Raw genomic sequence first — 21,322 nt, forward strand, 5'->3', positions numbered from 1 at the left:
GCCCTTTCTTGCCGGCCCCCGGTCCATCAACCCATGGGGCCGCGCGTTACGCCTCCCAGACGCCCACCGCCGTACGGTCGTCGGCGTACCCCTTCACACGCACCTGGACGTCGGCGAGGAAAGCGGTCATGCCCGGCGGGTCCTGTCCGTGCCAGCGGGCGGCCAGCTCACCGGCGAGCGCCGGCTCACCGCGCAGCGGCTCGGCGAGGCCGGTGCCGCACAGCAGGAGCGTGTCACCCGGACGGGCCACCGAGGCGCGGAAGCGGAACGGGTCGGCGGGGGGCGGGACGGGCTCCTCGATCACGGGGGGCCGGGTGGCGATGCTGAGGTCCATGGTGAGCCGGTCGCCGTCCGGGCCGGCCTCGGGCGGGGCGGAGCCGTAGCCGACGACCGGCTCGCCGGGTGCCCGCTCGGGCACCAGCGGTTCGAGGTCCTGCCAGGCGCCGTCCCGCAGCCGGAACAGCCCGCCAGGGCCGACCCCGAAGAAGACCCGGGTGCGGCACTCGGGGTCGGCGGACAGCAGCAGACAGCGCAGCCCGGCGGTGTACTCCTCCGGGGCGACGCCGAGTTCGGCCGCGCGGGCACGGAGCCGCCCGAGGCTGCGGTCGGTGAGCCGGTGGAGCCCCGAGCGCAGGTCGCCCCGGCGGCCCGCCCTTATGTCGTCGGCGAGGCGGGCGTGGCTGCGGCCGACGGCCGTCCCGATCCAGCGGCAGGCGTCGCCCGCGGCGAGGTGCGCGTACTCGGTGTGCCGGCTGCCGCCCGCGACGGCCACCAGCACGAGCGCGTCGGGGCCGGTGCCGAACCGTGCGGTGAGCAGGGCGTCGCTGCGCGGTTCGCCCCGGAAGCGCGCCGAGTCGCCCCGCACGGACGCGGCCCGCAGCGTGTACGTCCCGTACCGGGCCCCGTCGATCACGGTGTCGGCCACCAGCCGGTCCAGCTCCAGCGCGTCGGCCGCGGGCAGCGCGGTGGGCTCGGGCTCGTACGTCGGCGGCCCGCCCCCGACATGCCCGACACCGGACCGGCCGCCGAGCGACACCGGCTCGTCCGCCCCGGCCCGCTCCTCGGCCGGGGCCGCGCCGCCCCCGTCCGCCGCCGACCGCCCGGGCTCCGGCACACGCCGCTCGGTGCCCTCGCCCGCCGCCGACCGCCCGGGCTCCGGCACACGCCGCTCGGTGCCCTCGTCCGGGGCCGGCCGCTCGGGCTCCGGCGCACGCCGCTCGGTGTCCTCCGCCCAGGGGTCCCGCGCGGGGCGGGCCGGCGGCACGGCGGACCAGGGCCCCGCGCCCTCGGGCCGCCGCGACACGTCGCTCCGCGGATCGGCAGGCGCCTCCGGCGGCAGCCACGGCGGCCGCACCGGCTCCCACCCCGCCCGCCCGCCCGCGGGGGACGGCGGGGGCGGCTGCGCCGCCCCGGCGGCGTAGGTCGGCGGTTCGGCCGCGGCGGCCGGCGCCGGGCTGTCCACCTCACCGTCCGGCGCAGCCGCGCCGGGCAACGGGCCTCCGCCCGGCACCGGAACCGAACCCGCCTCGCGCGACCAGCCCTCCGCCGCGGGCGGAGGAGAACCCGCTTCCGACGAGATCCCGTCCCCCGCGCCGGACGAAGCACCCGCCGCGCCCGGCGGCGAAGCCTGGCCGGGCAGCGGGCCCCCTCCCCGGGGCGGAGGCGAACTCGTGCCGGTCCAGGGGCCATCGGTCAACCGCGGAGGCGTCTTCGCATCGGCGCCGCCCGGCGAGGCCGCACCGCCTTGCGGCCGCTCCGCCGGAGGCGAACCCGCCCGCGGCGAGAACCCGTCTCCCGCAGCGGGCGCCGCGCCCGGCGGCGAAGCCCGGCCGGGCAGCGGTACCTCCCTCGGAGACGGAGGCGGAGCCGAACCCGCCGCCCGCGACGCCCCGTCGCCCGGGCCGGGGGGCGAACTCGGGTCTGAGGCAGCCGCGTCCGGCGCACCGGGAGGCGAACTCGCGCCCGGAGCGGGCGTGTCCGGCGCGTCCGCGGGGGCGGGAGACGGCTCCGGAGGCGGGTCCCACCAGGCGCGGGGGCGGGCCGCCGGGGCCGAGGCGAGGCGCTCGTCGAGGGTGTCGTCCGTCGGTGCGGGCGGCGGGCCCGTGTCCGGGGCCGCGTCGTCGTAGAGCTTCGCCCACCAGTCGTCCTCGGCGCTCGGCCCGGACGGCCGCCGCTCCCCCTGATCGCTCATGCCCTTATTGTCCACCGCCGGGCCCCGCGGAAAACGGTCCCCGGCGAAAAATGGCAATGCGACAAACGGCGTAGGGAAAGGGTCCGCCGGACGGCCCAACCCCCCACGGGAAGGACGCCCGGCGGACCGTTCGTGATCAGCGCACGGCGTATGCGCCGACCACGAGCTGGGTGACGGAGTTGCCCCTGGCATCCGTCAGTTCGGTCTTCAGCGTGACCTGCTCGCCCGACGCGCCCGCGTGGTCCACGCCTGCGCTCCAGGTGCCGCCGCGCCGCTCGGTGACCGCCTCGGTCCAGCTCTCACCGCCGTCGTAGGAGTACGACAGCTTCGCGGCGGTCAGGGCGCCGGGTTCGTAGCCCGCGTGGCCGGTGACGCCGAGGGTGATCCGCTGTCCGTCGCGCGCGGCGACGGTCTTGAGGCCGTCCTCCGGGAGACCGTATCCCGGGAACAGCAGGGGGATCCCTTGTGAGTACACGTTCTCGTCGAGACGGGACGTGAACTTCCAGGTCGTCTGCGCCTGTGTCGAGCGCTTCCAGACCGCGGCCGGCTGTCCGATCTTCATCTGGGTGAGGGTGAGTTCGTACGAGCCGTCCTCCGCCGGGACCTCGAAGACCCCGAACGGATATCCAGTCTGCCCTATCTGCTCGCCGTTGCGCACCAGTCGCATGTTTCCGATGTCGCCGAACGACCCCTGCTGCGCGCTGTGTTCACTGTCCGCCCACATCGCGGGAGCCACGCCGATCAGGTTCCCCTGCCGTTCGCCGGCGAGCGCGGGAGCACCGTCGGCGTCCCGCGGGGCGGCCGGCCGGACGACGCCGCCGTACCAGGACTCGTCGCGGACCGAGCCGGAGCGGTAGCTGCGCGCGGTGTCCGTCATGAGCTCGCCCCAGGGGAAGCTGGAGGCGACGTGGTGCTGGTAGCGGGTGCCGCCCGGCGAGTGGAACTCGGTGCGCGTGCCCGGCACGCCGACCAGGTCGAAGCCGGACATGTTCGCGATCGCGCCGCCGGGCCGCTGCACCAGGACGCTGTCGCTGAAGTCGGCGCCGACCCCCATCGCGTGGTAGGTGGCCTCGGTCCTGGCGAGCTTCGCGTCCCGGACCCGGTAGGTGCGCGGGGAGGTGACGGGGCCGTCCTCCGGCTGCACCAGGTTGTAGACGTAGGGGCTGCGGGCCGTCGCCTTCCAGCGCAGCGTCACCGGGCCGGTCTCCAGGGCCGTGAGCAGCGCGGCCGCCTGCGCGGCCTCGATCCCGAGGACGGGGTGGGGCGCGGTGCCGAAGCCGGTGGACGGCAGCCACGCGCCGGGGGCCGGGCGGTGGACGAGGGCCGCGACGGCGCCCGCGGCCTTGGCGTTGCGGGCCGCGGTGACGGCGCTCGCGCTGCCGTCCGGCAGGCGGATCAGGGCGAACTTGCCCTGGACACCGGCCGCTTGCAGCTCCTCGGGGGTGCCGGTGCCCGCGTCGGCGAGCCGTGCCTCGCCGGTTCCGTCGAGGTTGACGGAGCCGACGCTGCCGGCGACGGGGTGCAGTTCCGGGCCGCCGACCGCCTTCAGGCTCTCCACGAGGGGGGCGTAGGCGCGCCAGTAGCTGGCGAACTCGAATCCGCCGTCCCTCGCGCGCCCCTGGACGTCGGCGTAGACGCCGCGGGCGAGCCGGTTGCCGGTGAGGGTGCCGGCGTGCAGCCAGGTGTCGTCCCAGGTGCGGGAGAAGGCGAGGGTGGTGGTGCGGGTCTCGGTGGGGCGGTCGGTGTCGACACGCAGCCGGTGGGCCCGGCGGGCGTCGAGGACGACGGTGGTGTCCCCGGTGATCTCGGTCTGGGGACGGCCGAGGTAGGACAGGGTGCCGTCGGCGGTCTCCACGTAGGAGGAGAGGAAGTAGGAGCCGGGGCGCAGGCGGTAGACCTGGTCGGCGGCGCCGTCGTTGAAGCGGCGCTCGCCGGTGGCGGTGTCGGTTCCGATCACGTCGAGCGAGGAGACGCCGCCGGCGGGCCGGCCGGCCCGGTCGAGGAGCTTCACGCGCAGGGTGACGGTCTCCGGTTCGACGTACAGCGCGAACGGGGTGGAGACGGCGGTGCCCCGTGCGGTGGCGACGACCCGGCCGGTGACGTCGCCGTACTGGGCGCGGTCGAGGCGTGCCGAGGGGTCGAGGGTCAGCGGCACGGAGACGGTGGCGCCGGCCGGGACGGTGACCTTGCGGGCGCCGAGCCGGGCGAGCGGCCCGCGGACGGCGGAGCCGTCGTTGCCGGTGAGGGCGCGCACGGCGAGGTCGAGGGTGACCGGGCGGTCGCCGTGGTTGGTGTAGGGGACGCCGACGGTGGTGCGGTCGCTGCCGTGCTGCGGCCAGGCGAAGGATCCGCCCTGGACGGCGGGCGCGCCGGTGACGGTGGTGTCGACGGCGGCCTTGACGTCCAGCCGTCCGCCGCCGGTCTCGCGCACGTCGCCGGGGACGGACGAGCGGGCGGAGGAGACGAGGGCGGCCTTGATCCGTGCCGCGTTCCACTCGGGGTGGCGCTGCCTGACGAGGGCGGCGGCGCCCGCGACGTGCGGGGTGGCCATGGAGGTGCCGGACATGGCGCGGTAGGCGTGCACGCCGCGGCCGCCGGCCGCGGCGGCGGAGATCGCGACGCCGGGCGCGGCGATCTCCGGCTTGAGGGTGTGGGTGACGATCGCGGGGCCGCGGCTGGAGAACGGCGCGGTGCTGTCGTCGCGGTCGACGGCTCCGACGGTGAGGACGCCGGGGGCGCAGCCGGGTGAGGAGACGGTGCCGGAGCCGGGTCCGGTGTTGCCGGCCGCGACCACGAAGAGGGTGTTCTCGTGGGCCTTGGCGAGTTCCTGGGCGGCGACGCTCATGGGGTCGGTGCAGTCGGTCGGTTCGATGCTGCCGAGGCTCATGGAGACGACGTCGGCCTTCTGGTCGACGGCCCACTGCATGCCGGCGATGATCCAGGAGGTGGCGCCGGATCCCGAGTCGTCGAGCACCTTGCCGCTGATCAGGTCCGCGCCGGGGGCGACACCCTTGTTCCGGCCGCCGCTCGCGGCGCCGGATCCGCCGACGGTGGAGATCACATGGGTGCCGTGGCCCCGCCGGTCGTCCGGGCCCGCGGAGCCGGTGAAGTCCTCGGCGGCGCTCACCCGGCCCTTCAGGTCGGGGTGTTCGGCGTCCACGCCGGTGTCGAGGACGGCGACCTTGGTGCCCTTGCCGTCGTATCCGGCCGCCCAGGCGAGGTCCGCGCCGACCTGGCGGGTCGAACGGTCCAGGGCGGCCTCGACCTTGCGGTCGAGCCACAGCTTGCGCAGTCCGGCCGCGGCGCGGGAGCGGGTGCCGGTGACGTCGGCCCAGAAGTCGGCGGCCCTGTCCTTGTCGGCCGTGAGGGCGACGCCGTCGACGGCGTCCAGCACGGGGCCGCGTTCGGCGCCGCGCGGGACGGCGGGTGCGGTGCGGGCGACGCCGTCGCGGTAGGTGGCGATGAGCGGCAGGGTCTCGGATCCGGTGTCGTCGTAGCCCTGGCGGATGAGTCCGGTGACGTTGAAGAGCTGTTCGTCGACCCGGCCGGCGGCGAGCGCCGGGACGGCGGTCTCGGGGTAGACGTACAGGTCGTCGCCCGAGGTGCGGGTCTGCACGACGGGGGTGGTGCCGTCGGGGCGCGGCAGCGCGGCGGCCGCGGGGCGGCCGGCGGCGTCGTGGGTCACCAGCACGCGGTCGCCGGTGACCAGCGTGACGGTGGCCGTCCGGCCGTCCTGGCGGGCCGCGGCCTCGCTGCCCGTCAGCGGGGGGCGGCCGGCCGTGTCGTGCGGCGGGTCTGCGGCGGCAACCGGTGCGAGGGCGCTGACGGCGAGGACGGCGGCGGTGGCCGCTCCCAGTGCCGTACGCGATATCGGACGCATCGCTCTCCCATTCCGAAACCGGCAGGAAACGGGTACAAAGGCCCGACTGCCGGAGGCTGTTGGTGCTGCGGTGGCGCCACATTGGCAGAGGAGCGGGTGATGCAGGGATGATGTTGCGCGGCGGGTTTGCGCCGTGGCCGATTTCCGCCACGGCGGCCACAGGGGCACGTCCGGGGAGGGGCACTGTGCTGGGAGCGATAGGTCTCGACGAACGGCAGGAGATCGCCTACCGCGCGCTGGTCGCGCTGGGCGCGGCGGAGATCGCCGATCTCGCGCACCGGCTGGCGCTGCCGGAGCCGGAGACCGAGCGGGCGCTGCGCCGGCTGGAGCAGCAGGGGCTGGCGGCGCAGTCGTCGGCGCGGACCGGACGCTGGGTGGCGGCGCCGCCGGGCGTGGCGCTCGGGGCGCTGCTGACGCAGCAGCGGCACGAGCTGGAGCGGGCCGAGCTGGCCGCGGCGCTGCTGGCGGAGGAGTACCGGGCGGAGTCGGCCGAGCCGGCGGTGCACGACCTGGTGGAGGTGGTGACCGGGGCGAGCGCGGTCACCCACCGTTTCGTGCAGTTGCAGCTCGGCGCCGTGGACGAGGTCTGCGCCCTGGTCACGGGGAAGCCGATCGCGGTCAGCGGCATGGACAACGAGGCGGAGGAGAAGGCGGCGGGTCGGGGCGTCACCTACCGGGTGGTGGTCGAGCGCGAGGTGCTCACCATGCCGGACGGGATCACCGAGCTGACGGCGGCGCTCGGCCGCGACGAGCAGGTCAGGGTGGCCGACCGGGTACCGACCAAGCTCGTCGTCGCGGACGGCTCGCTCGCCATGGTGCCGCTGACCGGGCGCGGGGCGGAGCCCGCGGCGCTGGTGGTCCACGCCAGCGGTCTGCTGGAGTCCCTGATGGGCCTGTTCGAGGCGGTGTGGCGGGAGGCGCTGCCGCTGCGGCTGTCTGCCGGCGGCGACTCGGTCGCCGAGGACGCGGGCGCGGTCCCGGACGCCACGGACCTCCAGATCCTGTCGCTGCTCCTCGCGGGCATGACGGACGCGAGCGTGGCCAAGCAGCTCGACCTGGGGCTGCGCACGGTGCAGCGCAGGGTGAAGGGCCTGATGGAGCTGACCGGCGTCACGACCCGGCTGCAGCTCGGCTGGCACGCCTACGCACGCGGCTGGGTCGCCCGCGACCTGCGGGGACGCGACTGATCCTGCACGCTGGGCAGATGGGCGTGTGGCAGCTGCTGATGGTCGGCGGGGTGATGCTGCTGGGTCTGCTGGGGGTGCTGGTGCCGGGCGTGCCCGGGCCGTGGCTGGTGTGGGCCGCCGTGCTCTGGTGGGCCATGCACGAGCTGACGGGCACGGCGTGGGCCCTGCTGGTGGGCGCCACGGCCGTGCTGCTGATCAACCAGGTCGTGGTGTGGCTGCTGCCGCCCCGCAGGCTGCGCGGGGTGGGGATCACCCGCCGGACGGCCGTCTGCGCGGGCGCGGGAGCGCTGGCCGGCTTCGTGCTGCTGCCGGTGGTGGGGGCGGTGCCCGGCTTCGTCGGCGGGATCTACCTCTGCGAGCGCCGCCGTCTCGGCGGCCACGGCCAGGCGTGGGCCTCGACCCGCGCGATGATGCGGGCGGCCGGCACCAGCGTCCTGGTGGAGCTGTTCGGCTGCCTGCTGGTCGTGGGGGCCTGGGTGGCGGTCACCCTGCGGGGCTGACGGCCGCCCCGGAGCGGTGCCCGGCCCGTGCGGAGCCGGGCACCGCGGCCCGGGTCAGCGGACGCGACCGCGCTTGGCCTCCATCGCGGCCCTGCCCTCGGCGCCCCGGAGCTTCCAGTCGCGGCGCATCTCGGCCCGCATCCGGGCGTCCGTCTTGGCGACGATCCGCCGGTTCTCCCGGAGGAGCTTGCGGTAGCTCTCCAGCCGCCGCTCCGGCAGCGTGCCGTCCTCGACGGCGGCGAGCACGGCGCAGCCCGGTTCGGCCACATGGGCGCAGTCGTGGAAGCGGCACCGGGCCGCGAGCTCCTCGACCTCGGAGAAGACCTGGCCGACACCGGCCGCCGCGTCCCACAGGCCGACGCCCCGCACGCCGGGGGTGTCGATGAGGACTCCCCCGCCGGGCAGGACCAGCAGGTTGCGGGTGGTCGTGGTGTGCCGGCCCTTGCCGTCGGTGTCCCGGGTGGCCTGGACGTCCATGACGTCCTCGCCGAGCAGCAGGTTGGCCAGGGTCGACTTGCCGGCGCCGGAGACGCCCAGCAGCACGCTGGTGCCGCCCGAGAGGATCGCGGCGAGCACCTCGACGCCCTCACCCGTGGCGGAGCTCACGGGGAGCACCTGGACCCCGGGGGCGGTGGTCTCGACGTCCTGGACCAGGTACGACAGACCGGTGACGTCGGGGACGAGATCCGCCTTGGTGAGCACGACGAGCGGTTCGGCGCCGCTCTCCCACGCCAGGGCGAGGAAGCGCTCGATGCGGCCGAGGTCGAGTTCGACGGCGAGCGAGACGCAGACCACCGCGTGGTCGACGTTGGCCGCGAGGATCTGGCCCTCGGAGCGCTTGGAGGAGGTGGAGCGCGCGAACGCGGTGCGGCGCGGCAGCACGGCCCGGGCGTACTGCGGGTCGCCGGCGGCGTCCACGGCGACCCAGTCGCCCGTGCACACGACGCGCAGCGGGTCGTGCGGGGTGACGAACTCGGTGTCGGCGTGGACGGTGCCCACCGGGGTGACGACGTCGCAGCGGCCGCGGTCGACGCGCACGACCCGGCCGGGCAGCAGCCCCCGGTCGGCGTACGGGGCGAAGGCGTCCGCCCAGGCGTCGTCCCAGCCGTAGGCGGTGAGCGGGTGGGTGTGGAGATCTGCGGAAGCAGGGAGGTTCAAGGGGAGCCCTTCACAGGGTGGCCCCGGCGGCGCCCTGACGGCGCGGTGTGGTGGATGTCAGCCGGTGGCCACGGAGGTGGGATTGACGGTCTCTCGGATGCGGGCAGCGCCCGTCGCCATGACAGCCATCGGTCACACCTCCTGGTCTCGGTCGACTCAGCGGGCGGCCCACCGGGCCGTCCCCTCACAACGGTGCACACGGTAGACCCTGGCCGCCGGCCGGTGCCACCGGTTTTTCCGCCGTGCCGGACGGGCGGCGGGTGCGGGTGCTCACGCGGCTGCGGACGGGCGGCGCGGGTGCGGGTCACACGGCTGCGGACGGATGCCCGGCACGGGTGCTCACGCGGCGGCGGGCGGGCGGCGGGTGCGGGTCCATTCGGTCAGCCCGTCGGCCGTCCAGGTGTTGACCACCCGTTCCGCGGGGACCTCGCAGCGCTCGGCGCGGTCGCAGCCGATGATCTGCCAGTCGAGCTGGCCCGGGGCGTGGGCGTCGGTGTCGACGGCGAAGAGGGTGCCGGCGGCGACGGCGCGGCGCAGCAGGCGCAGCGGCGGATCGCGGCGCTCGGGGCGGGAGTTGATCTCGACGGCGGTGCCGTGCTCGGCGCAGGCGGCGAAGACCTCGTCGGCGTCGAAGTCGGATTCCGGCCGGGTGCCCCGGCCGCCGGTGACCAGGCGGCCGGTGCAGTGGCCGAGGACGTCGGTCAGGGGGTTGGTGACGGCGGCGACCATCCGCCTGGTCATCGCGGGCGCGTCCATGCGCAGTTTGGAGTGGACCGACGCCACCACGACGTCGAGCCGGTCGAGCAGTTCGGGGTCCTGGTCGAGGGTGCCGTCCGGGAGGATGTCGCACTCGATCCCGGTGAGCAGGCGGAACGGCGCCCAGGTGGCGTTGAGCCGCTCGATCAGGTCCAGTTGCTCGCGCAGCCGTGCGGCGCTCAGCCCGTTGGCCACGGTCAGGTGGGGCGAGTGGTCGGTCAGCACGGCCCATGCGTGGCCGAGGAGCGCCGCCGTGCGCCCCATGTCCTCGACGGGGCTGCCGCCGTCGGACCAGTCGGAGTGCAGATGGCAGTCGCCGCGCAGGGCGGCCCGCAGGGTGGCGCCGCCCTCGGCCAGCGGTGCGGCGTCCGCCTCGTCCTCCAGCCGGCCCAGATAGGCGGGGGTCCGTCCGTCGAGCGCCTCCTCGGCGACCTTCGCGGTCTTCGGCCCGACGCCCTTGATCCGCACCAGGGTTCCGGCGGCGGAGCGGCGGGCGGTCTCCTCGGGGCCCAGTCCGGCCAGCACGGTGGCGGCCGTCCTGAAGGCGCGCACACGGTAGGTCTCGGCGAGGGAGCGTTCCAGCAGGAACGCGACGCGCTCCAGTGCTTCGACGGGGTCCATCGGCACCTCCGGGGTCCTGAAGCCAGTGAACCCCGGCGCGCCGGATCAGTCCAACGGATGAACGACCGGAGCCTTAACGCGAAGAGACCTTTCAATCAATGCTTCAAGGATTGATTGGCCTACTGATTGCAGGCTCAACGACGCCATGGGCTTTCTTCGGCCGTTTCGCAGACTACTGAACGGTGATTCAGCATGGCAAACACCGTCACAATCCGCCCAGGAGGTGTCACATGGGGTGACCGGATAGCGCGGTGAGGGCGCGCGCGGCACGCGGCGGTGAGCAAGACTCCGTCCGATTTCCGAAACAACGACCCCAAGGAGTGTTCGCAATGCGGTACATCGCCAGAGGACTCGCGCTCGCCGGCATCTCGCTCGGCCTCGCCGTGGCACCCGGGACGGGCAGCGCCGGAGCGGCGCCCCAGGAGGCCCGGAGCCTGTACGCGCCCTCCGCGCTCGTGCTCACCGTCACCGCCGGCGACGACGCCCTGAGCGGCACGGTCCTGCGCGCGGTGACCCTCGGCTGCGCCCCCTCGGCGAGCGGCACCCACCCGGCCCCCCGCGCCGCCTGCGCCGAACTCCGCGCCGAGCAGGGGCGGTTCGACGCGGGCACCACGACGGCGCCGGGCGTGAGCTGCACCCGCCAGTGGGACCCGGTCACGGTCACCGCGGACGGGGTGTTCGACGGCAAGCGGGTCTCCTACACGCACGTGTTCGGCAACACGTGCCTCCAGGGCGCCTCGACGGGCGTCGTCTTCGACTTCTGAGACCCGGCCCGGCCCGGCGGCGGAACGCGCGAAGCGGCCGCGGCGTGACGACGCCGCGGCCGCTTCCCCGTCCGTGCTCAGACGCCCGGCGGCGCCCCCGCCGGACGGCCGGACCCCCGGGTCAGGACGTACCCGCCGATGGCGGCCAGTGCCGCGAGCAGGCCGCCGGCGCCGGTCCAGATCCACCGGTCCGACCACCAGCCGGAGGACCAGTCGAGCACCGTCTCCTCCTCCTTGCGCCGCTCGTCGGCCGAGACACCCGGCACCAGCGGCTCGGCCAGCGTGCCGTCGACGGCCCAGGCGCCGCCGACCGCCTTCGCGACGGCCTCCACCTCGGCGCGCACCGGCAGACCCTGGTCCTGCTCGGGCTGGGCGGTGGCGGTCAGCCGGATGTAGTAGCTGCCGGGCAGCGGGTCGTCGGACCACGCGTCGGCGAGCGCCCGCACCGGCCGCAGGGTGCACGACAGCTCGACCTTCGCCGCGTCCGCGGCGGCCGTCCGGCTCTGCATGCCGTACATGCAGGGCTGGCGGCGGCGCAGCCCGTCGTACACGTCGATCCGCCAGTCCGCCGCGCCGTGCCGCGCGGTCGGCTCGGGCAGCGTGACCGAGGCCCGCACCGTGGGGCGGTCGCCGGCGTCGGCCGGGAACACCCAGTACAGGTAGTCACTGCTCGACCCGTCGGCGGTCGCCTTCTGCCCCTGCTCGACCGGGGTCGCGGTGCGGAAGGAGGTGCCCGCCTCGGTGGGCGCGGAGCCGTCCGTGCCCGGCGAGGGCGAGGGGGTGTCGGCGAGGGCGGCCGGGGCGGCCGTGCCGAGCAGTGCCACGGCGGCCAGCGCACCGGCCGTCAGCATCCGTGCGACTCGCATCAGTGGGTCCTCCAGACGGCGATGCGCCAGCGCGAGATCCAGCCCCACACGAGGCCCGCCACGAAACCGGTGAGCACGAGAAGTCCGAGCAGCCACCAGCCGCGGCCGAGCCCGAAGGAGGCCACGTCGGACGCGGCGTCCGGGGCGTCGACGACGTCCACGGTGAGCTCGACGGGCAGACCGGGCTCGGTCTTGACGCCCGGGGCCGCCGCGAAGGAGTTGCTGACCTGGAGGCAGACGACCTCGGCGGCCGGCTTGAGGTCGACGTCGTCCTCGTCCTCGGCCTCGGGCTTCGGGTACCGCAGACCGGTCGAGATCAGGTCCGTCCGGCCGTCGCCGGCCTCCGAGCCGCGCACGATCTCCCGGCCGTGGACGGTGACGGCCCGCAGCAGCACCCCGTAGTCACGGGCCACCGCACGGTCGGCTGCGACGCTGACCGAGGCCCGCAGCTCCTGGCCGGGCAGCACGTCGACCCGGTAGAAGCGGTGCTCGCCGAACTTCTCGCGGTCGGTCCACAGACCGGGCGTCAGCGTGGGCGCGTCGGCGCAGCGCGCGGCGCCCTCGGTCGCCACGGGCGTGACGACGGGGTCGGCGGCGCGCTCCACCAACTGGCTCACCCTGCCGGAGAGTTCGTCGGTGTGCTGCACGGAGGTGTAGGTGCCGCCGGTGGCGTCCGCGATGCAGCGGAGCTGGGCGCGGGTCTTGGCGTCCGGGACCAGTCCGAGCGTGTCGATGACGAGGTGGATGCCCTTGGCCGCGATCTCCCGCGCCACCTCGCAGGGGTCGAGCGGCGCGCAGGTGTCCTCGCCGTCGGTGATGAGCACGATCCGGCGGGTGGCGTCACCGCCCTCCAGGTCCTTCGCCGCGCCCAGCAGGGCCGGGCCGATGGGCGTCCAGCCGGTGGGGGCGAGGGTCGCGACGGCGGCCTTGGCCTCCACCCGGTCGAGCGGACCGACCGGGTAGAGCTGCCGGGTGTCCTTGCAGCCGCGCTCGCGGTCCTCGCCCGGGTAGTCGGCGCCGAGGGTGCGGATGCCGAGCTGCACCTCGTCCGGCACGGCGTCCAGCACCTCGTTGAACGCCTGCTTGGCGGCGGCCATCCGGCTCTTGCCGTCGATGTCGCGGGCGCGCATGGAGCCGCTGACGTCGAGCACGAGCTCGACCTTGGGGGGTTCCTTCGCCGCCGGCTCGTCGGCGGCGGCCGTCCCCGCCGGGAGCAGCCCGGCGGCCAGGGCCGCGAGCAGGGCGCACGCCCCGGCCGCAAGCCGTTTTCTTATGATCATCAGCGGATCGTATTGAGGATCGGCCGGTGTTCCAAAACGTGCCTGTGGCGGGGGCGTTACCGGGTGCGGCTCAGCCCTGCCGGGCCGTCAGGGCCCGGGCGACGGTACGGAAGAACGCGTCATGGGCGCGGGCGCTGCACGGGAGTTCGGGGTTCCAGGGCACGATCCGGGCCCGTGCCTCGATCTCGCGCCAGCCCGCCGTGCGCGCGAGCCGCTCGGGCGGCGCCGCGTTGGCGCGGACGTCGAGGAGCACGACGTCCGGTTCCAGCAGCGCGGCCCGGTTCCAGTCGGTGGTCGACCAGTTGATCCCCGGGCCCGGCGCGGGCGCGGCCACGGTCACCCCGCAGTCCGTCAGCGCCCGCAGGTCCGGCCAGGCGCCGGGGCGGGCGAGGTGCACGCTGTCCGGTCCGGCGGGCGACAGGGCGAGGACCCGCGTCCCGGCGGCCGCCGCGGCCGCCGCGGTGCGCGCCGCGCGGGCCGCGTCGGAGTGCGCGGGCGGGGGCGGGGCGCCGAGGGAGCGGGCGAGTTCGGCGAAGCGGGCGCGCGTCTCGTCGAGCGAGCGCTCCTGCCCGACGTCGAGGACGACGACGGGCAGCCGCTCCTCGATCCGCTTGGCGGTGTCCGGGTCGAGCCCGTAGACCGGGCCCCCGGCGCCGTAGGCGACGGCCACCACCAGATCGGGGCCGGCGGCCAGCACCGTCTCGGCGTCCACCGCGGGCCCCGGTCCCAGATAGGCGGTGCCGTCCAGCGGCAGCGCGCCGGCCTTCACCGGGTCGGCCGCGGCGCCGTCGTGCGCGGAGCCGAACACCCCCACGGGGCGTATGCCGAGGTCGTACAGCGCGGCCCCGGCCTGTATGTAGGCGACGGGCCGCCCGGGCGTACGGGGTGCGGTGGCCGGGCGGCCCCGGTCGTCCAGGAACGTCCATCCGTTCTCGTGCGCCATGCGGCCTCCACTCGGGTAGCGGCGGCGTGCGGCGCCGTCCCTCCGGGGCGGGCGCCGCACGGGTCGTCCGGTCCCTGCCCACGGCGGGCCCGCCGTACGCGCGCCCACCCGCGCGGGGGCGTACGGGACGGCGCGGGGCGTCCGGGGCGGCGCGCGGGGTGCGGGGTGCGGGGTGCGGAGCGTCCGGGGCGGGGCGCGGGGCGCGGTGTCCGAAACGTTCAAGACCGGCAGGCGGGCGCCTGCCTACGGTGGACCCATGACTCCACGACTCGACGCCATCGGCCTGATCGTCTCCGACATGGCCGCCTCGCTCGCCTTCTACCGCCGCCTCGGCCTGGAGCTCCCCGCGGACGCCGACGGCGCCCCGCACGCGGAGGCCGTGCTGCCGAACGGCACCCGGGTGCTGTGGGACACCGAGGAGACGGTCCGTTCCTTCGACCCCGGCTGGACCCGCCCCGAGGCCGGCGAACGACTCGGCCTCGCCTTCCGCTGCGACGACGCGGCCGAGGTCGACAGCCTCTACGCCGACCTGCTCGCGGCCGGGCACCAGGGGCACATGAAGCCCTGGGACGCGGTGTGGGGCCAGCGCTACGCCGTGGTGCTCGACCCGGACGGCATGGGCGTCTCCCTCTTCGCCGACGCCTCGTAGGCCCGCAGGGTGGTCCCCCCGAGCGCCCGCATCTCGCGGGCGAGGTGGGCCTGGTCGGCGCAGCCGGCCAGCAGCGCGGCCTCGCCGTACGGGACGCCGCGGCGCACCAGGGCCAGGGCGCGCTGGAGCCGCAGGATGCGGGCGAGGGTCTTGGGCCCGTAGCCGAAGGCGTCCAGGGAGCGCCGGTGCAGTTGCCGGGCGCCGAGCCCGGCGGCCTCCGCGGCCGCGGCGACCGTGCCGCCTGCCTCCAGATGCCGGACGACCTGTGCCGTCAGCGGGTCGGGCGGGCCGCTGCGGGCCGCCCTCGCGAGGGCGACGGCCTCCAGACCGGAGCCGGGGTCCGCCTCACCGACCTCGGCCGCGGCAGCACGGGCGGCCGCCTCGCCCCACAGGTCCGCGAGGTCGGCGCGCAGATCGCGCAGTTCGTGCGCCGGGACGCCGAGGAAGGCGGGCGCGGCGCCGGGGGCGAACCGCAGCCCCGCCCAGCGGAGGCCCGCCGCGCCCGACGGCGTGTGGGCCCGGGTGTCGGGACCGGCGACGAGCAGCCTGCCGTCGTTCCACAGCAGATCCATGCAGCCGTCGGGCAGCACCGGGTGCACCGCTCCGTCGTGTTCCTCGGCGGTCCGCGTCCACACCACGGCGCCCGGCAGCAGGGCGGGCCGTTCCCTGTACATGCCTCCAGGCTAGGCCGTCCCGGTGACGGGCGCGGGCGCCGGGATCCGGGTCCCGTGGCTCCGTGGCTCCGTGGCTCCGTGGCTCCGGGAGGAGTCCGCGCCGGGGCTAGCGGTTGTCGCGGCCGTTGTCGCCCGCGCGGCCCTGGGTGCGGTCCGTGCCCGGGTCCCGGCCCGGGTCGCGGGCCGCGTCCCGGCCGGCGTCCTTCGCGCCGTCCTTCGCGCCGTCCCTGCCGGTGTCGTTACCGCTGTCCTTACCGGTGTCCTTGCCGCTGTCGCGGCTGGTGTGCAGACCGGCGTGCAGCCGGGACTTCACGTCGTCCGGCGGCAGGAACCGGGACCAGCGCTCGGGGAACTCGGACGGCATGTCGCCGCCGTCCTCGCCGTCGTCGTCGTCCTCGTCGCCGTAGAGCTGGGCCGCCCTGGCGCGGGCGAGCAGTTCCGCGGCGTCCGCCGCGCGGGCCCGCTCGTTCGCGGCGCGGGCGGCGGCCGTGGCCACCGAGGGCCACACCCGGTCGATGGCCGCGTTGACGGCCGCGCCCACCAGCACCGCGAAGGCGGAGATGCCTATCCACAACAGGAAGGCGATCGGCGCGGCGAGCGAACCGTAGATCGTCGGGCCCTCCACCTGGCTGGTCAGGTAGATGCGCAGCAGGAAGCTCCCCAGCACCCACATGGCGAGCGCCACCAGCGCGCCCGGGATGTCCTCCACCCAGGGCGAACGCACCGGCACGGACACGTGGTAGAGCGTGGTCAGGAAGGCCACGGACAGCAGGATGACCACGGGCCAGTAGAGGATCCGCACCACTTCCGTGCCCCAGGGCATCAGTTCCACGACCCGGTCGGGACCGACGACGGCGAGCGGCAGCACGACCGCGCCGATCAGCAGGGCGATCAGGTAGAGCAGGAAGGCCAGCAGCCGGGTGGCGACGATGCCGCGCTGGCCGTCCAGGCCGTACATGACGGTGATGGTGTCGATGAAGACGTTCACCGCCCGGGACCCGGACCACAGGGCGATGGCGAAACCGATCGAGATCAGATCGGGCCGGCCGCCCTGGGTGACGTCCTCCAGCAGCGGTTTGGCGATGTCGTTGACCCCGCGGTCGGAGAGCACGGTGCCGACGGCGGAGAGGATGTTCTGCTCGATGGAGGCGACGGTGGTGGTGCTGGTCCAGTCGTCGATGTAACCGAGCAGACCGAGCAGACCGAGCATCAGCGGCGGCACCGACAGCAGGGTGAAGAACGCCGCCTCCGCCGCGAGACCGAGGATGCGGTACTCGATGCACGAATTGACGGTGTCCTTCAGCAGCAGCCAGGTCATCCTCCGCTTCGAGACGTTGCGGTAGAGGACTCGGGCCCGGTGGAGCCGGCCCGGCGGCCGCTCGGGTGTTTCGTTTGCTGCCTGCACCTCCTTACCGTATCGGCATGGCACCGGGCACCCACACAGTGACCAACCAGGCTCCGCCCCTGGTGGGGTACGACGTCTTCACCGCCGACCGCGCGCTCACCGAGGCGGTCGGGCGACATGTCGCCCAGGACGTCCTCGGCACGGCGCGGGACGAGCTCGAACTCCTCGGGCGCTCGGCGGGCTCCGCCCAGGCGCGGGAGTGGGCGGAGCGGGCCGACGGCGATCCGCCGCGGCTGCGGACCCACGACCGCTACGGCAACCGCGTCGACGAGGTGGACTTCTCCCCCGCCTGGCACCGGCTGCTGGGCAAGGCCGTCTCCTCGGGGCTGACCGACGCCTGGGGCCGGGAGCACGGCCATGTGCGCCGGGCCGCGGGCTTCCTGGTGTGGACGCAGGCGGAGGCGGGCCATCTCTGCCCCGTCTCCATGACCCACGCCGCGGTCCCCGCGCTGCGCACCGACCCGGTGCTGGCCGCCGTGTGGGAGGGGCGGCTGCGCTCGCCGGTGTACGAGCAGGGGCTGCGGCCGGCGGCGCTCAAGGCGGGCGCGCTCGCGGGCATGGGCATGACGGAGAAGCAGGGCGGCAGCGACGTCCGCGCGAACACCACCCGGGCCGAGCCGCTCGCCGCCGGCGGGGAGTACGCGCTCACCGGCCACAAGTGGTTCTGCTCGGCGCCGATGAACGACGTCTTCCTCGTCCTGGCGCAGGCGCCCGGCGGCCTGAGCTGTTTCCTGGTGCCCCGGGTGCTCGACGACGGGACGCGCAACGTCTTCCGGCTCCAGCGCCTCAAGGACAAGCTGGGCAACCGCTCCAACGCCTCGGCCGAGGTCGAGTTCGACGGCACCTGGGCGCGGCTGGTCGGCGAGGAGGGCGCCGGGGTGCGCACTCTCACCGGGATGGTGGCCGCGACCAGGCTGGACTGCGTGCTCGGCTCGGCGGGCCTGATGCGCCAGGCCGTGGCGCAGGCGGTCCACCACTGCTCCCACCGGAGCGCCTTCGGCGGGCTGCTCGTCGACAAGCCGCTGATGCGCAACGTGCTGGCGGACCTGGCGCTGGAGTCGGAGGCGGCGACGGTCCTCGGCATGCGGCTGGCGGCGGCGTACGACGCGGACACCGAGTCCGAGCGGGCGCTGCTGCGGATCGCGGTGCCCGCGGCGAAGTACTGGGTGACCAAACGGTGCACCCCGCTGGTCGCCGAGGCGCTGGAGTGCCTGGGCGGCAACGGGTACGTGGAGGAGTCCGGGATGCCCCGGCTGCTGCGGGAGTCCCCGCTGAACTCGGTCTGGGAGGGCTCGGGGAACATCCAGGCGCTGGACGCGCTGCGCGCCCTGCAGCGGGAGCCGGCGTCGGTGAACGCCTTCCTCCAGGAGGTGGGCGCCGCGCGCGGGGCCGACCACCGGCTGGACGCGGCGATCCGGGAGCTGCTCACGGAGCTGGCGGACCTGGCCGGGATCGAGGCGAGGGCCCGGCGGGTGGTGGAGCGGATGGCGCTGGTGCTCCAGGGTTCGCTGCTGGTGCGCTGGGCGCCGCCCGAGGTGGCCGACGCCTTCTGCGCGTCGCGGCTCGGGGGCGAGTGGGGGTCGTCCTTCGGGACGCTGCCGTACACCCTGGACCTGGCCGCGGTGGTGGAACGGGCGCGGCCCGCCGTCTGAGGTCAGGTGGGCCGGCGGGGCGAGTGCGGTGGCACGTGTGGCGAGTGAACCGAAGGGGCGCGGGCGGCGCCGAAAGGAAGAGCGCGCGGCCCCGTGCGGCGAGTGAACCGAAGGGGCGCGGGCGGCGCCGAAAGGGAGAGCGCGCGGCCCCCATGTGGCGAGTGAACCGAAGGGGCGCGGGCGGTGCCGAAAGGGAGAGCGCGCGGCCCCCGTGTGGCGAGTGAGCCGAAGGGGCGCGGGCGGTGCCGAAAGGGAGAGCGCGCGGAGGTCCCGAGGAACGAGGGATCGAGCACGGTCGACCGTCGGCGCCGTCTTGAGCGCCCCGGAGGCGAACCGAGCCCCAAGAAAAAGGGTGCACGGGCGTGGACCAGGTGCAGTCGGCCCACGCCCGTGACGTGTGTCGGGTGGTGCTGCGCCGACACGGCACCACCCCACCGGCGGACCGGTGTTCTGTCACCTTCGTACAGGCGCACGCGTGTTCGCGACGGTTGCAAAGGGTTGCATCGTTGTGAGGCGTATCGCGGCGCCCGGCCACCCCGGCAGGGCAGGATTGAGCCAACCCCATCCACGCGGACGCCCGCGTCGCCAAGGAGGGCGCAGTGGAGAACTCCACCGTCGATCTCACCCGCCTGTCCACCATGGACGCGGCGGCGGCGACGCGTCTGCTGAAGGGGGTCCGGGACGCGGCCCTGGCCGGGCGCAGGCCGCCCGTCGGTCCCCGGGCGGACATCGACGAGTCCTGGCAGCGGGCGCTGCGCGGCGGGGTGCACCCGGACCGGGACCGCCGGGCGGGTGTGCTGCCGCTGGAGGAGATCGAGCGGCGCCGGCTGGCTTCCCCGCTGCTGGAGGTGCTGCCCGTGCTGCGCGACGGCCTGGTGTCGATCGCGGAGGCCGCGCAGCACATCATGGTGATCGCGGACACCGACGGCCGGCTGCTGTGGCGCGAGGGCAGCGCGCCGGTGCTGCGCAAGGGCGACGCCTTCGGCTTCGTGCCGGGGGCGGACTGGAGCGAGGCGCTCGTCGGCACCAACGGGGTGGGCACGCCGCTGATCAGCCGCCGCCCGGTGCAGGTGCACTCCGCCGAGCACTTCGTCTCCACCCACCACACCTGGACCTGCGCCGGCGCGCCGGTCACCGATCCGCGGGACGGCCGGCTGATCGGGGTGGTCGACATCAGCGGGCCGCTGTCCACGATGCATCCGGCGACGCTCGCCCTGGTCACCTCCGTGACGCGGCTGGCCGAGGCCGAGCTGCGCGACCGCCACCGCGACGCGCTGGACCGGCTGCGCAGTGTGGCCTCCCCGCTGCTGAGCAGGCTCGGCGGGCGGGCGCTCGCGGTGGACGAGCGGGGGTGGACGGCCGCGGTGTCCGGGATGCCGCCCCCGGGGCGGCTGGCGCTGCCGAAGTCGGTCCGCGCCGGGCGGCAGTGGCTGCCGTCGCTCGGCACCTGCACCCTCGAACCGCTGCCGGGCGGCTGGCTGGTGCGGGTGGACGACGGGGACCCGGCGCAGGCGGGCACCGGCCGGGTGGTCCTCGACCTCAGCCGGGCGCACCGGCCGTCGGTGCGGATATCCGGCGGTGCGGGCAGCTGGTCCCACGAGCTGAGCCCGCGCCACGCGGAACTGCTGTACCTGCTGGCCCGGCACCGCGACGGGCGCAGCGCGGCGCAGCTCGCGGAGGACATCTTCGCGGACCGGACGAGGACGGTGACGGTGCGGGCGGAGATGTCCCGGCTGCGGCGCCACTTCGCCCAGGTGCTCGCCCACCGGCCCTACCGGTTCGCCGAGGAGGTCGAGGTGGAGCTGCTGGTGCCCGAGGACCCGGCCGCGCTGCTGCCCCACTCCACGGCTCCGGCGGTCCGCCGTGCCCGCGCCGCCTGAGGCGCCGCACCCGCGCGCGCCGGGTCCGGATTCGGACGTTTGGCCGGATCGTGGCGCCGTGATTCCCTGGCCTCCATGAGCATCACCGTGACCACCTGGTCCCTCGAACAGACGTCGCCCGCCGACCAGCGCCCGGCGTCCGCGCCCGAGGGGGAGATACGCATCGAGCGGGCCGAGGTGCCCTCCCCCGAGTTCAGCCGCTTCCTCTACACCGCGGTCGGCGGCGACATCCTGTGGACCGACCGCCTCGGCATGACGTACGCCGAGTGGGAGAAGTGGCTCGCGCGGCCGGGCGTGGAGACCTGGGTGGCGTACGACCGGGGCACCCCGGCGGGCTACGTCGAGCTGGAGGCCCAGGACGGCGGCAGCGTCGAGATCGTCTACTTCGGGCTGATCCCCGCCTTCCGCGGCCGCCGCATCGGCGGGCATCTGCTGTCGTACGGCGTCGCCCGCGCCTGGGACCTGGGCGAGCGCAGGCCGGAGCTCGGGCCCACCGGGCGGGTGTGGCTGCACACCTGCTCCAAGGACGGCCCGCACGCGATGGACAACTACCTCCGCCGGGGCTTCCGGCTGTTCGACACGAAGACGGCGGAGGAACCCGACACCGCCACCCCCGGCCCGTGGCCGGGAGCCGGCGTCTGACGCCGCTATCCGAACGGTCGCCCGGCATTCCGTACGCTCTGCGGTGACCCATGACACACTGTCTCGCGATGCGGGACAGTGTTGTCCACATCGTGGATGAAGGTGGACTGGGTCCAAAGTCCCATGACACGCTTCCGCCATGTCCAGCACTGGAATTGCCTTGGTGAGTCGGCGGCACGTCGACCTCGGCCGCATGTCCAGCGCCATCTGTCCGGCCGGCTGACAGCTCAGCACAGCCGCAGCTTCCCCTTTTCTCCACCCCGCCCTGCGCACC

At 75.2% G+C, this 21,322-nt stretch carries 17 protein-coding genes; 8 read left to right on the forward strand and 9 right to left on the reverse strand.

Features of this window, described 5'->3' with window-relative positions; translation table 11 throughout:
* Positions 1 to 46 precede the first annotated feature (46 nt).
* Together JE024_RS07135 and JE024_RS07140 are read right to left on the reverse strand one after the other, a co-directional pair.
* Entirely contained in the window at positions 47 to 1,579 is a 1,533-nt protein-coding gene (locus JE024_RS07135; RefSeq protein WP_443742868.1) for a protein phosphatase 2C domain-containing protein, read from the reverse strand.
* Positions 1,580 to 2,327: 748 nt separating this feature from the next.
* On the reverse strand, positions 2,328 to 6,071 hold the full coding sequence (locus JE024_RS07140) for a S8 family peptidase (RefSeq protein ID WP_205372788.1): 3,744 nt from the start codon (positions 6,069 to 6,071) through the stop codon (positions 2,328 to 2,330).
* 185 nt (positions 6,072 to 6,256) lie between these two features.
* On the opposite strand from JE024_RS07140, the gene JE024_RS07145 reads away from it, so the two are divergent.
* Positions 6,257 to 7,258, forward strand: a complete 1,002-nt coding sequence (locus tag JE024_RS07145) for a helix-turn-helix transcriptional regulator (protein WP_205372789.1) — start codon at positions 6,257 to 6,259, stop codon at positions 7,256 to 7,258.
* A 17-nt stretch (positions 7,259 to 7,275) separates the two neighbouring features.
* Positions 7,276 to 7,758, forward strand: coding sequence for a DUF456 domain-containing protein (locus tag JE024_RS07150; RefSeq protein ID WP_205372790.1), 483 nt, complete (start codon positions 7,276 to 7,278; stop codon positions 7,756 to 7,758).
* Between the two features lie 54 nt (positions 7,759 to 7,812).
* Here the strand turns inward: JE024_RS07150 and rsgA are convergent, their stop codons facing one another.
* Complete coding sequence (gene rsgA / locus JE024_RS07155) at positions 7,813 to 8,916, reverse strand: ribosome small subunit-dependent GTPase A (protein WP_205372791.1); 1,104 nt, start codon at positions 8,914 to 8,916, stop codon at positions 7,813 to 7,815.
* A 339-nt stretch (positions 8,917 to 9,255) separates the two neighbouring features.
* Positions 9,256 to 10,293, reverse strand: a complete 1,038-nt coding sequence (locus JE024_RS07160) for a PHP domain-containing protein (protein WP_205372792.1) — start codon at positions 10,291 to 10,293, stop codon at positions 9,256 to 9,258.
* 329 nt (positions 10,294 to 10,622) lie between these two features.
* Here JE024_RS07160 and JE024_RS07165 point away from each other — a divergent pair, with 329 nt between their 5' ends.
* A complete protein-coding gene (locus tag JE024_RS07165; RefSeq protein ID WP_205372793.1) occupies positions 10,623 to 11,057 on the forward strand; it encodes a subtilase-type protease inhibitor in 435 nt (144 codons plus the stop codon).
* Between the two features lie 77 nt (positions 11,058 to 11,134).
* Here the strand turns inward: JE024_RS07165 and JE024_RS07170 are convergent, their stop codons facing one another.
* The 3 genes from JE024_RS07170 to JE024_RS07180 form a co-directional block, all read right to left on the reverse strand.
* The gene (locus tag JE024_RS07170; RefSeq protein ID WP_205372794.1) at positions 11,135 to 11,923 is read right to left on the reverse strand and encodes a hypothetical protein; all 789 of its coding nucleotides are present in this window, start codon (positions 11,921 to 11,923) and stop codon (positions 11,135 to 11,137) included.
* Positions 11,923 to 13,203, reverse strand: coding sequence for a VWA domain-containing protein (locus JE024_RS07175; RefSeq protein WP_205372795.1), 1,281 nt, complete (start codon positions 13,201 to 13,203; stop codon positions 11,923 to 11,925). Before JE024_RS07175 ends, JE024_RS07170 begins: the two co-directional genes overlap by 1 nt.
* Before the next feature lie 70 nt (positions 13,204 to 13,273).
* Positions 13,274 to 14,146 carry a substrate-binding domain-containing protein gene (locus tag JE024_RS07180; protein ID WP_205372796.1) on the reverse strand — a complete coding sequence of 291 codons (873 nt, stop codon included), beginning with the start codon at positions 14,144 to 14,146 and terminating at the stop codon, positions 13,274 to 13,276.
* A 256-nt stretch (positions 14,147 to 14,402) separates the two neighbouring features.
* Between JE024_RS07180 and JE024_RS07185 the strand changes: the two genes are divergently transcribed.
* Positions 14,403 to 14,795, forward strand: a complete 393-nt coding sequence (locus tag JE024_RS07185) for a VOC family protein (protein WP_205372797.1) — start codon at positions 14,403 to 14,405, stop codon at positions 14,793 to 14,795.
* On the opposite strand, the gene JE024_RS07190 is transcribed toward JE024_RS07185, so the two are convergent.
* Together JE024_RS07190 and JE024_RS07195 are read right to left on the reverse strand one after the other, a co-directional pair.
* The gene (locus JE024_RS07190) at positions 14,735 to 15,469 is read right to left on the reverse strand and encodes a DUF6597 domain-containing transcriptional factor (RefSeq protein WP_205372798.1); all 735 of its coding nucleotides are present in this window, start codon (positions 15,467 to 15,469) and stop codon (positions 14,735 to 14,737) included. The genes JE024_RS07185 and JE024_RS07190 overlap by 61 nt on opposite strands.
* 106 nt (positions 15,470 to 15,575) lie before the next feature.
* A complete protein-coding gene (locus tag JE024_RS07195) occupies positions 15,576 to 16,874 on the reverse strand; it encodes a YihY/virulence factor BrkB family protein (protein WP_205372799.1) in 1,299 nt (432 codons plus the stop codon).
* A gap of 17 nt (positions 16,875 to 16,891) precedes the next feature.
* Between JE024_RS07195 and JE024_RS07200 the strand changes: the two genes are divergently transcribed.
* The 4 genes from JE024_RS07200 (at position 16,892) to JE024_RS42260 (ending at position 21,271) form a co-directional block, all read left to right on the forward strand.
* The gene (locus tag JE024_RS07200) at positions 16,892 to 18,526 is read left to right on the forward strand and encodes an acyl-CoA dehydrogenase family protein (RefSeq protein WP_205372800.1); all 1,635 of its coding nucleotides are present in this window, start codon (positions 16,892 to 16,894) and stop codon (positions 18,524 to 18,526) included.
* Positions 18,527 to 19,125: 599 nt separating this feature from the next.
* The gene (locus JE024_RS07205; protein ID WP_244882655.1) at positions 19,126 to 20,406 is read left to right on the forward strand and encodes a helix-turn-helix domain-containing protein; all 1,281 of its coding nucleotides are present in this window, start codon (positions 19,126 to 19,128) and stop codon (positions 20,404 to 20,406) included.
* Positions 20,407 to 20,481: 75 nt separating this feature from the next.
* Positions 20,482 to 21,048, forward strand: a complete 567-nt coding sequence (locus JE024_RS07210; RefSeq protein ID WP_205372801.1) for a GNAT family N-acetyltransferase — start codon at positions 20,482 to 20,484, stop codon at positions 21,046 to 21,048.
* Positions 21,049 to 21,187: 139 nt separating this feature from the next.
* Complete coding sequence (locus JE024_RS42260; RefSeq protein ID WP_315986100.1) at positions 21,188 to 21,271, forward strand: putative leader peptide; 84 nt, start codon at positions 21,188 to 21,190, stop codon at positions 21,269 to 21,271.
* Positions 21,272 to 21,322 lie beyond the last annotated feature (51 nt).

The sequence above is a fragment of the Streptomyces zhihengii genome, from assembly GCF_016919245.1.
Classification (GTDB): domain Bacteria; phylum Actinomycetota; class Actinomycetes; order Streptomycetales; family Streptomycetaceae; genus Streptomyces; species Streptomyces zhihengii.

Excerpts from the sequence above, each read along its gene's own strand:
- JE024_RS07140 (WP_205372788.1), bottom strand. The coding sequence starts at position 6,071 with ATGCGTCCGATATCGCGTACGGCACTGGGAGCGGCCACCGCCGCCGTC.
- JE024_RS07150 (WP_205372790.1), top strand. The coding sequence starts at position 7,276 with ATGGGCGTGTGGCAGCTGCTGATGGTCGGCGGGGTGATGCTGCTGGGT.
- JE024_RS07160 (WP_205372792.1), bottom strand. The coding sequence starts at position 10,293 with ATGGACCCCGTCGAAGCACTGGAGCGCGTCGCGTTCCTGCTGGAACGC.
- JE024_RS07165 (WP_205372793.1), top strand. The coding sequence starts at position 10,623 with ATGCGGTACATCGCCAGAGGACTCGCGCTCGCCGGCATCTCGCTCGGC.
- JE024_RS07170 (WP_205372794.1), bottom strand. The coding sequence starts at position 11,923 with ATGCGAGTCGCACGGATGCTGACGGCCGGTGCGCTGGCCGCCGTGGCA.
- JE024_RS07175 (WP_205372795.1), bottom strand. The coding sequence starts at position 13,203 with ATGATCATAAGAAAACGGCTTGCGGCCGGGGCGTGCGCCCTGCTCGCG.
- JE024_RS07180 (WP_205372796.1), bottom strand. The coding sequence starts at position 14,146 with ATGGCGCACGAGAACGGATGGACGTTCCTGGACGACCGGGGCCGCCCG.
- JE024_RS07185 (WP_205372797.1), top strand. The coding sequence starts at position 14,403 with ATGACTCCACGACTCGACGCCATCGGCCTGATCGTCTCCGACATGGCC.
- JE024_RS07190 (WP_205372798.1), bottom strand. The coding sequence starts at position 15,469 with ATGTACAGGGAACGGCCCGCCCTGCTGCCGGGCGCCGTGGTGTGGACG.
- JE024_RS07200 (WP_205372800.1), top strand. The coding sequence starts at position 16,892 with ATGGCACCGGGCACCCACACAGTGACCAACCAGGCTCCGCCCCTGGTG.
- JE024_RS07210 (WP_205372801.1), top strand. The coding sequence starts at position 20,482 with ATGAGCATCACCGTGACCACCTGGTCCCTCGAACAGACGTCGCCCGCC.
- JE024_RS42260 (WP_315986100.1), top strand. The coding sequence starts at position 21,188 with ATGTCCAGCACTGGAATTGCCTTGGTGAGTCGGCGGCACGTCGACCTC.